At 57.5% G+C, this 12,224-nt stretch carries 10 protein-coding genes; 4 read left to right on the forward strand and 6 right to left on the reverse strand.

Annotated features, from left to right (window positions below; genetic code table 11):
- The first annotated feature begins 204 nt into the window (after positions 1-204).
- From GC165_03500 to GC165_03515, 4 genes are all read left to right on the forward strand, one after another.
- Positions 205-1,056, forward strand: a complete 852-nt coding sequence (locus GC165_03500) for a hypothetical protein (GenBank protein MBI1331925.1) — start codon at positions 205-207, stop codon at positions 1,054-1,056.
- 54 nt (positions 1,057-1,110) lie between these two features.
- Complete coding sequence (locus GC165_03505; protein ID MBI1331926.1) at positions 1,111-1,509, forward strand: MarR family transcriptional regulator; 399 nt, start codon at positions 1,111-1,113, stop codon at positions 1,507-1,509.
- Positions 1,493-3,025, forward strand: coding sequence for a hypothetical protein (locus tag GC165_03510; protein ID MBI1331927.1), 1,533 nt, complete (start codon positions 1,493-1,495; stop codon positions 3,023-3,025). The genes GC165_03505 and GC165_03510 overlap by 17 nt, the downstream gene beginning before the upstream one ends.
- A gap of 104 nt (positions 3,026-3,129) precedes the next feature.
- A complete protein-coding gene (locus tag GC165_03515; protein MBI1331928.1) occupies positions 3,130-4,188 on the forward strand; it encodes a hypothetical protein in 1,059 nt (352 codons plus the stop codon).
- On the opposite strand, the gene GC165_03520 is transcribed toward GC165_03515, so the two are convergent.
- Genes GC165_03520 through GC165_03545 form a run of 6 tightly spaced genes read right to left on the reverse strand, consistent with a single transcriptional unit; the run spans position 4,185 to position 12,014 of the window.
- The gene (locus GC165_03520; GenBank protein MBI1331929.1) at positions 4,185-7,046 is read right to left on the reverse strand and encodes an AAA family ATPase; all 2,862 of its coding nucleotides are present in this window, start codon (positions 7,044-7,046) and stop codon (positions 4,185-4,187) included. The genes GC165_03515 and GC165_03520 overlap by 4 nt on opposite strands.
- A complete protein-coding gene (locus GC165_03525; protein ID MBI1331930.1) occupies positions 7,043-7,474 on the reverse strand; it encodes a hypothetical protein in 432 nt (143 codons plus the stop codon). Before GC165_03525 ends, GC165_03520 begins: the two co-directional genes overlap by 4 nt.
- Before the next feature lie 58 nt (positions 7,475-7,532).
- Entirely contained in the window at positions 7,533-8,924 is a 1,392-nt protein-coding gene (locus tag GC165_03530) for an aldehyde dehydrogenase family protein (GenBank protein MBI1331931.1), read from the reverse strand.
- The gene (locus GC165_03535) at positions 8,917-10,182 is read right to left on the reverse strand and encodes an FAD-dependent oxidoreductase (protein MBI1331932.1); all 1,266 of its coding nucleotides are present in this window, start codon (positions 10,180-10,182) and stop codon (positions 8,917-8,919) included. Before GC165_03535 ends, GC165_03530 begins: the two co-directional genes overlap by 8 nt.
- Positions 10,167-11,105, reverse strand: a complete 939-nt coding sequence (locus GC165_03540) for a hydroxyproline-2-epimerase (protein MBI1331933.1) — start codon at positions 11,103-11,105, stop codon at positions 10,167-10,169. The genes GC165_03535 and GC165_03540 overlap by 16 nt, the downstream gene beginning before the upstream one ends.
- A 3-nt stretch (positions 11,106-11,108) precedes the next feature.
- Positions 11,109-12,014, reverse strand: coding sequence for a dihydrodipicolinate synthase family protein (locus GC165_03545; GenBank protein ID MBI1331934.1), 906 nt, complete (start codon positions 12,012-12,014; stop codon positions 11,109-11,111).
- Positions 12,015-12,224 lie beyond the last annotated feature (210 nt).

Here is a 12,224-nt window from a genome sequence, read left to right on the forward strand (position 1 = left end):
CGAAGAAGGCTTGAACACTCCCAACGAGGCTGATGCTGCCTTTACTGGAATTGGGGTTATGATATTGATATGGTTGGCGCGTATGGATTTCGGCGGTGGCGATCGGGTTCCTCGTAGTAGGTCTGCCTTGGTTCAACGACTCGCTTACTCATCATCTTGGGCAGAAGCTCATAAGTGGTTGCGGATAGGCGGTAAAACCAGGTCGTGGACGACAATGAGTTGCCCCTGTCGGAAGATGATTCCCAGCCATCGCTCTTCGAATCGGATGGGCCTTCATTCGACGCCAAGGAAGGGTTGCGACATACGCAGGAGTTGGCCAACTTGCTCAGTGCGCAAAAGCGCGGGGACCTGGATTGGCACGACCGATTGGACGCCGAATTTCTGGTCAGTACGTTCGACCACAACGCACGACAACCTTATTTTGTTGGCCCGGATGGCATACGATACTTCGGCTTTCGCCTGCCGCAAGCTGGCGTGATTGCGGTCACCCAGCCGAACGATAATCTTGACCACATGATCGAGTGGGGTGCGGGAGCGGCCATTTTGGATGCCGCTGGGAACGCCATTTACGTTTATAGCCCAGGTGATATTGTTTCCTTTCGCCTCTATGGCAAGACGCGAGTACGATGGAAGGGCGGATGGGGTGAGGAACCAAATGGAGAGGCTTACCGCGCCGGTGGGATTATTCATTCCGGGCCACCGAACGAGGACATGTTTCCACCTCTGGCGGCTCGGTGCGTCGATTTCCATTTTGGTCGTTGGGCGGGAAAAAAGGAGGCTTTACATGGCAGTGAATTTGGTGTCTCCGTTTGTCGGCTGGCTTCAGCTACAAAACCCGAAGAACCCAGCGAATTGACCTTCAATGTCTTTTCGGAGGACCTAGAGAGGTTGTGGAAGCACGGAACTGCCAATTTTTCGGGTTATCTTTGCTATTGCCTTCCCTACCATATTGGACTGCGGGTCATCTTGTCGAGCCAAACGGCTTTCGGTCGCTTCCACTTCACATCCGTCCGCGAGATGTACGAAAAAGCTGGGCTCAAGCCAATTTCTTTGTAGAATTTCACACAATCGACTACATGTGTAGTAGAATAGCTACGACAGGTGTAGTCGATGAGACAAAATAGACCCGAATTGACCGGTGCACAATACGACATCGTTCGGATCGCTTGGGAATCTGAGCGTCCGATTTCGGTAACAGAACTCTGGCAGGAGCTTGGTAAGAACCGCGACGTCGCTAGAACGACCGTGTTGACGTGGGTCCAACGCCTGGAAAAAAGGGGCTGGCTACGGCGTGTGGAAACTCTCGATGGTCTCGCGTATTCCGCCGCCGCCGCCCCAGAAGATGGTGCCGTCTCGGCCGCAGAGCGAGTGATGAACACGCTTTTCAATGGGTCTGCCTCGGGCCTCATGATGGCTTTAGCTGGTCGAGGGCACGTCGACGCCGAAGAGATCGCCCGCCTGCGCCAGCTATTGGCCGACTTGGAGGAGAAGAATGAATCTCAGCCTTAGCAACACGAGCTTTTGGCTCTCGCTGGCGATGTGGGCTTTCTTCGTCATTTCGATGGGCTGGATCGCCGCGCGTTTCGTGCTTCGTCGGCCACGGCATCGGACGGTCCTTCTCCTCTCGGTCTTTGCTTGTTCGCTTTTGCCGTTTTTTGCGCATTTGCTTCCTGCTGCCAAGCCGATCGGTTTCACGTTCCACCAAACTCCGTACTCGACGACCTACATCCAGACTCCCGTTCAGATTGCGGTTACGCCAAGCGGGCAGTCGATTGCCACTCAGCACGTCGCGGCGACGATTGAGACTCGGAGCATGGATTGGGAACAGATTTTCGTGGTCGTTTGGCTAGCCGGAGCCGGAATTGGCCTGCTTTTGCTGGTACGGGCCATCATTGCCATGAACCGACTTGCTCGTTTGGGCGAAGTGGATTCGCCGGTCGTGGCGGGGTTTCCGGTCGCGCGGATGGTGTTGCCTACGGCTTGGCCGTGCGACCTAACTCCAGAGGAAGTCGAGGCTGCGTTGGCCCATGAGCGAGCCCATATTCGCGGTCTGCACGTGGCCGGTCGGGTCGCGGTCGAATGCTTCCGGTGCTTCTTTTGGTGGATTCCGGCCGTTCACCTGGCCAGTCGATTTTATGAGTTCGGGTTGGAGGAAATCGCCGATGCCGAAGCCTTGCGGACCGTCGAACCTCGATCCCTCGGAAACGCGCTCGTGAAAATCGCGAGCTTCGCCCATCGTCCCGGCCTGGGGGCCGGGGCTACGTCCAATGGCCGCCACCTGGAAGAGCGGCTGAAGAAGATTATGGAACGCAAACCAGTGGGCCGCTGGCCCTTCGCAACACTCGTCGTTGTCGGTTCGGTTTTGGCGGGCATCGCCGCCACTCCTCGATTTGCTAGCGCTCCCTCTTTCGAAAGTGGCGAGGCTACCTTCGGATTGGGAAGCGGCGCGCAGTGGACCTATGAACTTGAGCACGAAAAGCCGGACCTGAAGACGCATCCGGCCCGTCAGGTACCGGAGCGATACACGCTTTCGGTCAATAAGATCATCGACGAGAAGGACATGAAGGTGTTTGAGCTGATTTCGAAATATGAATCCGGCGCGGCGTACTCGTATCGGGGCCTCTCGAAGCGCGGGCTTTATGGTCTCCCCATTACCTCGCTCGGTGGTCCAGGCTACACGCTCTCTGATGCCGAACCCGTTCTTCTTAATTCGGCCAAGAAGGGCTCGACGTGGACCTGGTTTGAGCCGTTTCGGGGCCAGGTGATGATGGATGCGAATGGTCAGGCACCGGACACCTCGAAGTACGACAACGATTGCCTGAGTCGAGTTGAGTCGATCGAGAACGTTACCGTCAAGGCAGGAACATTCCGATGCTATCGAGTCGGAACTTCGAGGACTTCGCAGGCGGTTGGCCGAGTGACTTCAACGGCTTGGATTTCGCCGGAAGTCGGGGTTGTGAAGCTTCAGACGAATTCCGAGTATCCAGCGACTTGGGAATTGCAGTCGTACATTTCTGGTAAGTAAGCGGAATAGCTGTAGACGTGTGACATTTGGCGTCGCGCCAAATGTCACGTTTTTGTAACGCTCATGTCTTTGGGTTGTCACGCTTGACCATGAAACTGATGGTCATGAAAGCACGAAACGCTCAAACTCTTGTCAAAGTTCTCTCTCTCGGCGCAGCCACAGCAGTCGTACTTACCGGATGCGGTGGATCCGGTGCGGCCGGTGGCTCGAACTTCGCTACCTCGTTTGCGACCAGCTATTCCATGACCGCGATCGATGCGCCAGCCGATGGCAGCGGACTACAACTGCGGCTTGTGAGTCGAAACGGAAAGATGGGCGGATTTTATATGCTCACCGGCGGGAATAAGGCCTGCTTTGCCGTTGTGAACGGTGTTGCGGTGCGCCAAACTCCGACAGATAAGTACTGCAATCCACTCGCCATCAGCAACGATGGAACGATTGATGGCTACGTCACGAGCTCAAGCAACTTATCGATCCCTTTTACGACCCACGGCGGGAGTTTTCAAGAAATCGCGCTTCCGACGGGTGAGGACGAAGGAGAGGTAGAATGTCGCGATTCGGCGGGCAACGCTTACGTGAACTGTTGGGATTCGTCTTACAAGCTGACGGCCTACCGGTACGACGGCACAACTATGACGCCGATTACGGTGCCCGGGATGGACGAAACCTGGGTCCTTGCGGTCGCCCCGGGCGGTATGGCCCTGGTGATGGGTCGAACCGGAGGAACCAAGACTTACGCTTGGCTTATGTCGAACGCGACGGCGGGAACGCCCCTCGATTGGTCGCCTACGTTCGGTTCAGTCAGCTCCGTTAACGACGACCAGACGATTGTTGGCTCGAAGCAGGTCGGGGCGTCGACTCTTGCCTACTATGCCGTCGACGGCCAAGAATATACGGTATCGCCCTTCTCCGGCTCGACTTATTACGCTGTGCTTGCAAGCGTCAGCAAGGGCAACCTCGCCGTTGGTCAAGATGACCATGGTCAAGCGACGGCAGTAGCTTGGTCCAAGAATGACGGAGCCATCGATCTCTCGACCCGCATTCAGTCGGTCGCGGGACAATCCTTCAGCTTTGCTTTTGGTGTGAGCGACAGTGGTGTGATCGTTGGTCAAGGGGTCGATGCGAGCGGTGGCTGCGGGATGGTTTTGACGCCTTCACACTAATCTCTGACCAAGTCGTCTATCTCGGCATCCGTCGGCGCGACCTCGCAAGGGGTTGCGCCGATGGTGTTTTGGCAGTCATCGAAATATTTCATTTCGGGGGCGAACAGCTTGAGGCTGTGCTCCTCAAAGTATTTTGCCGCGATGCCCAGAAGTCTTTTTGCCTCGTCGGTTTGACCTTCCTTCGACCGAATCTCGGCAAGGACGGCCAGGGCCATCACCTTGACGCGTCGCCAACAGGCGAAGATGTCGGGCCCGATCTCGTTGAAGAACGACTTGGCTTCTTCGATTCGGTCTTGGCCGAGCAAGGCGCGAACCAACGCGAGGCGAATCTCGACCTCGTGCATCGGATTTTTGGCGAGACTGAAGACGTTTTTGCCGAGGAGGGCGGTTCGCTCGGCGGCCTGCCAGCCCCCCTGGGCGAGTTGGATGAGGGCAGCAGTGCGGTAGTAGATCACCCAATAGTGCGAGTCGTCGAGTTCGCTGAGCAGGGCGGGGAGTTCTGTCAACCACTGTTCGACCTTGGCACGGTTACCCTGGATATAGTCGTATCCGAGGAGATAGGTTCCGGCGAGACATTGAAGCGCGAGGTGACCGCACGTTTGAGAGCGCTCGTAACCGATGCGGAGGTCGGAGGCGGCCTTCTCCCATTCGCCACGGTAGACCAGGACCATGCCCCGGGAGACGTGGATGCTGGGAGCATATTCGGGAGCGACTCGGTTGGCGAGTTCCAACAACTCTTTGTAGCGAGGCTCGACTTGGTCCCAAGGCAACGCGTAGCGGGTGGCCTCGAAGCTACAAGTAGCCGCGTAGCAGGCCTCGGGTTGGGCGTCGGCCTGCTCGAAGAGGGCGTGAGCTTGGAGAGCAATCTCGGCGCATTCGGCGTACTTGCCTTCGGCAGCTTCGCACCACGATCTGCAGAGAGCGACTTGGCCCTTTTGGAATGCAGTGGCGTTGGGCAAGGATTCCAGTTGACGGCCAATTTGGACGAGTTCGCGGCGGCGTCCGGCGGCCAGTTCGGGGTCCCAAATTCTTTCGAAAATGGCGTGGGCGCTCTCGTGATCCATCTCGATGCCGAGCGAGAGGGCGGCGCGGAAGTTGGTGGCCTCTCGACGGTAAACGATGGCGTCAGAAGCGGGTGGAAGTTGCCAACCCAGCGTGAGGGTTGCGGCGACCTCGCGCATGGTTCGGATGAACTGATGTTGGGCGGTGGCGAGCCTTTCGGAGCCGACTTCCTTGGCGACAAAGTGCTGGATGGGCTGGAGGAGCCGAAAGCGGAGGGGGCTGCCTTCGTCATCGAGCCAGATCATGGACGAATCGAGCAGTCGTTCGAGGATATCGTCGACTTGACTACCGATCAGGGATTTGGCGATCGCGCGGGTGACGCCCTCGGGGAAGACGGAGATGGCGAGCAGGGCCTCCTGCTCATCGAGTTCGAGGGAGTTCCAGGAGACTTTGACGACTTCGTCGAAATTCTTGTGGCGGTCGGCAAGGTCCGCCAGGTTGGCGCGAAGGGCGGCTCCGGACTCGCGGATATCCTGAATCAACTCTTCGGGGTCCAGCATGCGCAGACGGGCAGCGGCAAGGCGGAGGGTCAGCGGGATTCCGCCGCAGAGATTGACGATTTCGTCGTAATCTTGGCGGTCGCGGTCAGACGATTTCCAATTCGACACGAGGCTTTGGAGCATGGGAATCGCCTCCTGGCTGAGATCGAGTGGGCCAAGACCGACAACTCGCTCGCCTGCGATCTTCATCGGACTACGGGAGGTCACGAGGAGTTTGAGCGAGGGATTTTCGGAGAGGATTCGATTCGCAAATTCTCCCGCGCCGTTGAGGTGTTCGAGGTTATCGAAAACCATGACGCAGGATCGACTTTCGAAGATGCGGTGGAGCGCGTCGTAGGCGTCAATGACTTCATGGCCATGGACCAGACGAGAGAGAAGGTACTGTTCGGGTCGCTCGTCGCTTGGGCATTCGACGAAAGAGACATAGCCAAGATCACCTTCCAGCTTGGCGGCAACCTCGATGGCGAGGCGGGTCTTGCCGATGCCGCCAGGGCCGACGATGGAGATCAGTCTCGATTCCTCGTCGGACGTCAAGAGGTTAAGGACATCGTCGAGTTCCTGACCGCGACCGTAAAAGCGGTCGATCGGGTGAGGCGGCTCAGGCAGGGCCACGTGGCCGGGAGTCGGCGCAACGGTAATCTCGATTTCTTCGAAATTGGCTTCCCTATGCTCGCGCTTGAATCGGCGGAATTCGATGAGAGCCTCGGAGACGCTTCCCATTTCGGCGTGGGCCTTCATCGCGAGCTTGACCACCTCTTCGTTTTCTTTGGATAGGCGCATGGCGGCTTGACTGATTTCGAGGGCCCTTTCGGGATGCTTTTCCGAGAGCAGTTTGCTGGCCCATTGGATGGCGGCGTTGACCCGGCATTGATCGGCCTCGCGGCGCTTCGGCGTGACCCAGGCGTCGTCCCAACCGGCGAGGAATGATTCGGACAGAAGCTCAATCAGCTCGTCGGGGGAGATTCGGTCGGGATGGGAGAGGCGTTCGAGGTCGTTGTAGACCAACTCTTTGTTGATGATGACCTCGTCGGTCGACGCCTGGATAAGATCGCCAGCATCGCCAATACCTCGACGGAGGCGGCTGAGTTCCTGGCGAAGTCGGAGGCGGGTGGAGTCAATGAAGTCTTCCGGCCAAAGGAGGTCGGCTAGGTCCTCGCGGCGCAATCGGCCCGAGCGCGAGAAGGAGAGAAGGACGAGGATCTTCGCGGCGCGGCGCGTCTCGAAATCTGTGTAGGAGCCTTTTTCGGAGTGCAAACCAACGGGGCCGAAGAGCGACAATCGCCAAGACTTGCTCATGACTTTTCGGCCGCTCCTTTCATCATAGTTTCGACTACGAATAGCATCAGTCGCGACCAAAGTTCGACGAGTTGGTCAGCCTCAGGGCCTGGCGTCAGTTCATCGGCGATGAGATTGGGAATCTTCTTCGCGACCCAGTCATAAAGCTCGTTGGTGGCACCGTAGTGAACGTGCTGTTTGCCAAGGCTCATTAGCACCGGCTCGGCCATGTCGGGTCGATGGAGCACGTCGAGTAAGGCGGCGAATGTTTCGACCAGTTTGTCCTGCTGGGACTGGATGTCTGGTTTGAATTGAACGCGAACCTCGGGGTGTTCTGCAAAGAAGTGATTGTAGAAAGTACCCGCGAGTTCATCGGTTACCGGAATCAGAACGAGAAAGGAATCTCGAAGCCGGGCGATTTCTTCATTCGTAAATGGAGAAGCGGACATGGTTCGAACTTACCGAGCATAGTACCACGTAGGGTACCAATTTGTGGGTACCCCGAATCTACTTCAGATAGTCGGGCGCGTTCTGATAGCTGATCGGGCGAAGCCAGCGGAGGATTGCGTGGTTGCCGACACTAGTAAACCGCACATCACTTGTGGCGGGATAAGGGCCACCGTGCTGCATACCTTCACACACTTCGACACCGGTTGGGAAACCGTTGAAGACGATTCGACCAACTTTGGATTCGATAGCCGGGGCGAGGACCTTCACGAGCGCTTCGTCCCCCGGGCCGTGCAATATAGTTCCTGTTAGTTGTCCATGCAACTGAGGGAAAAGAGTTAGAAGTTCGTCAAAGCTTTCGGCGGTGACGAGCAAACAGAACGGACCGAAGACCTCTTCCTGCAGTTTGGGATTGGCAATAAAATCCTTGAAACTGACGCGGGCGAGACCAGCTTGTCCAGGTTCGCCAGGTTCCAATTGAGCGTCGACGCCGGGCTGTTCGTTCATGATGGCGGCATTGGCGCAGTAGGCGGCACCAATTGCATCGGTGAGCATCGGACCAGCGATGGACTGCATCATGCGTGTGGTGACTTCACCGCAGAAGGCTTCCCATTCGTCACCGGCGATGCCAAACACTACGCCAGGATTCGTGCAGAATTGGCCCACTCCGAGCAGGACGGACTGGGCGTAGCCACTTCCCCACTGCTGGGCTTTTTCCGTTAGCGCACCAGGGAGGGCGAAGACCGGATTGATGCTTCCCATTTCGGCGAAGACAGGAATCGGGTTGGGGCGGGCGGCGGCGAGGTCCATCAGGTGACGACCAACTCGCTGGGAACCAGTGAATCCCACACCTTTAATATTTGGATCCTGCACGAGGGCTTCACCCACGGCAGCATCACCGGCTTCGAGCTGGAACGTTCCGACCGGCAAACCGGCTTCCTTCACAGCCTCCGAAATGATGTCGCCGACGAGTTGGGACAGCTTGGGGTGAGCGGGATGGGCTTTGGCGACGACCGGGCAACCAGCGGCGAGGGCCGAGGCGGTGTCACCACCCGGCACCGAAAACGCAAGCGGAAAGTTGGACGCTCCGAAGATGGCGACGGGACCAACCGGGATCATGAAGCGCTCTAGTTTCGGCCGGGGAAGGGGCTGACGATCCGGCAGGGCCTCTACTGTTCGCTTATCCGTCCAGGCACCCGCGCGGACATCTTTGGCAAACATGCGCAATTGGCCAGTGGTTCGACCGAGTTCGCCAGTTAATCTGGCAGTGGGCAAATGCGATTCCTCGACCGCAAGCGGAACGATCTCCGATTCCTTTGCCGCCAGTTTGTCTGCGATCGTCTCAAGGAGCGAGGCGATAGTTTCCGGACTTGCTTGTCGCAAGATCGGCGCAGCTTCGGCCGCTCGGCGGCAGGCGAGTTGGACGGCTTGTTCGGATGGAAAATCAGGCATATCGGTTTGGGTTGAGTTGATCGATCGGTAGAGATAGAGCCTCGTTGCCTAAAATCTCGGCTACCAGCATACCGGTAACCGGACCGAGACTGAGACCCATCATCGAATGTCCGGTGGCAACGATAACATTGGGGTGACGAGCGATGCGGCCCACGTAGGGTAGGCCGTCGGGAGAACATGGTCGGAAACCGAACCAAACGGGCTGGTTTTCGAAATCGGCAGGTTTGAACTTCGGGAAGTATTGAGGGATCGAGTCGATGATGCCCTGCACGCGGTTGCGATTAATTTCGTTGGAGGGTTCGCCGAGTTCCATCGTGCCGCCGAATCGGACACCGTTCTGCATCGGCGTGACCGCTACACGCGCTTCGATGAGGAGGCTGCAGAGCCGCGGGGTTTCGACCGGGTTTGCAAGGGTCATCGAGTAGCCCTTGCCCGCCATCATCGGAAGCTTAAGTCCGAGTTTCTGGGCGAGATCTTTTGAGAAGACTCCTCCCGCGATGACGACTTGATCGGCAGCAAGGGTCTTGCCTGACTTGGTCTTGACCTCGGTTTTGTCGGCCTTCGGTTCGATGGCGGTTACGGCTTCGTTGAAGAGGAACGTCGCTCCGCTTTCCTTTAGCTTGGTGCGAAGAGCGGCAAGCAAGTTCTGGGGCGTGAGGTGGCAGTCATCCTCGCAGAGAACTCCGCCGATCACATCCATCGTGACATCGGGATCGAGCTTTTTGAGGCCATCGAGATCGTGGATGCTGGCGCCAACGCCGATCTGCTGGGCACGCTCGGCGAGGTGGGCCTCAGCGTCGAGGGTTTCTTGCTTTCGGCAGAGCATCAGCAGCCCGCGTTTGACCAGCTGGTAGCCGATGCCGAGGTCTTCGGCGATGCTTTCGTACAGTTTTCGGCTGGTGAGGTTGAGGTCGCGGAGGATGGTTTCGCTGTCGGCTACATGCTTGGCATTGGCATGGCGCATGAAGGAGATGGACCAAGCGACCTGCTCGGCGGATGGCGGGATTCGGAAGGCGAACGGCGACTTGGGATTGAGCATCATTCGCAGGCCCATGCCGACCATTCCGGGCGCGGCAAGGGGGACGAAATGGCTCGGGACGACCATGCCCGCGTTGCCGGTCGAACAGCTATCGGCACCCTCAGGGTTTTGGTCCACGACGGTGACCTTGAATCCTTTTTCGGCGGCGTAGTAGGCGGAGCTGAGTCCGATGATGCCAGCGCCGATCACTACGACATCTCGACTCAAACGATTCCCCATCGGAACGGATCGTTTTCGTCGAGAATCAGCGTCGATTTGGCGGTGATGTGGGCGCGGCCGGAAATGTGCGGAATGACAGTTTCGCCGTCAATATCGACGTAGCCCGTGAAGGTTGATCCAGTGATGCTTTCCTGAATCCATCGCTTTCCGGGCGATAGTTTGCCTCGGGCGACAAGGGACGCCATCTTGGCGCAGGTGCCGGTGCCACATGGCGAACGGTCGTAGGCCATGCCGGGACACAGCACAAAGTTCTTGCTATTGGCTCCTTCGACCAAGGCAAGGCCGAAGACTTCGATGTGGTCGATGAGGTCACCGCCTCTACCGGTGATTCCAGCGGCCTCCAGCGACTCGCGAACTTCGGTTGTGAAATCCATCAATTTCGTTCGGTTTTCGAACAGAATTTCGGGAATGAATGCGTTGCGCTGAATCAGGAAGAACCAGTTACCACCCCACACGATGTCGCCGGTGATCGTTCCGTAGTTTGGAGTCTCGACGGTCGCCCCAAGCTGATGAACGAAGGCAGGAACGTTCGTTACCCAAACATTCCCGTCATCATCGAGCTTTACTTCGACGACGCCAACCGGCGTCTCAATTTTGTGGGTACCGGACTGAATTCGCCCCAGATGTCTGAGAGTTTCGACGACGCCAATGGTGCCATGACCACACATGCCCAACGTATCGACGTTGTTGAAGAAGATGACTCCGGTGCAGCAGGACGGATCGCTCGGCGGGACAAGCAGAGCGCCCACCACGACATCGGAACCGCGCGGCTCAAGGATGACGGCCGTGCGTAGGTGAGTTTGGTTCTTACGAAGGTCGTCTCGCTTTTCGGCGCATGTGGCGCCCTGGGGAATATCCCAGCCCCCGACGACAACCCGTGTCGGTTCTCCCCCGGTGTGAGAATCGATGACTTCGATCTGCATGACCTACACCTTGGGTCGCTTCGCCAAACCTTCCTGAATGACCGCTTCGACCCTTTGCCGCTCGGATCCCGTTAGCGGGAGGCGCGGCAAGCGCACCCATTCGGGACAATACCCGGTTGCTTGCGTCGCAAGTTTGATGTTTTGTACAAATTTCAGACCAACATCGAGGTGCAGAAGCGGCGTGTACCAGCGGTAAAGCTCGCGAGCTTCGTCCCACTGCCCGGCCATCGCCAAATCCCATAGCTTTTGGTTTTCGTATGGGAACGCCAAACCGATTCCGGCTACCCAGCCTTTCGCGCCAAGGAAGGCGCATTCGAGAGCGAGATCATCGACACCAGCGAAAATGGTTAGCCGGTCGCCGAGGTGGTTGATGAGGTCGGTAACGCGACGGACGTCGCCTGCGGATTCCTTGATGGCGATGAAGTTTTCGCTCTCATTGCAAAGCATTTCGAGCATGGGCGGCGTCAGATCGACGTGGTAGGAAAGCGGGTTATTGTAGATGAGGATGGGCAGGTCGGTGCTTTGGGCGACGGTTCGGTAGTGGGCTAGAGCCTCGTCGTGGTCGGCCTTATAAACCATGGCCGGCATCAGCATGATGCCATCGATACCCAGCCCGGCGCACTTTTCCGTGTAGGCGACGGCTTGGGCAGTGGAGCATTCGGCGACGCCGCTGAGAACCTGCACACGGCCATTGGCGATGCGCTTGGTGGCCTTCAGAATTTCAAACTTCTCCTCCCAAGTGAGGGCGAGGTTTTCGCCAAGGGAGCCCATCATGACCAGGCCGGTCACGCCCGAGTCGATCAATGCTTCAAGGTGCTTTTCAAGGGCAACATAATCGATCGAAAGGTCCTTGTGAAACGGTGTTGTGACCGCAGGAAAAACGCCAGACCAAGCCGGGAATTTGGACATCGTTTAAGTTTGAACGATTTTTGGTTTTCGTGTCTAGGGATGTGATGGAAACGTATTGCTAGGTTTTTTTGCTGGGGGCCTATTTGTGTTTGGGGTGCCAGATCGTTGCCAGGGATTTGAGCCGCCATCCTTGAACCTCGTCGGCTAATTCTGGTGAGGCAATGACACATTCTCTTTAAGTGGAGTTTCCCCTCCCGCCTCCTGACACAA

Source organism: Armatimonadota bacterium, assembly GCA_016125185.1.
Taxonomy (GTDB): Bacteria; Armatimonadota; Fimbriimonadia; order Fimbriimonadales; family Fimbriimonadaceae; genus Fimbriimonas.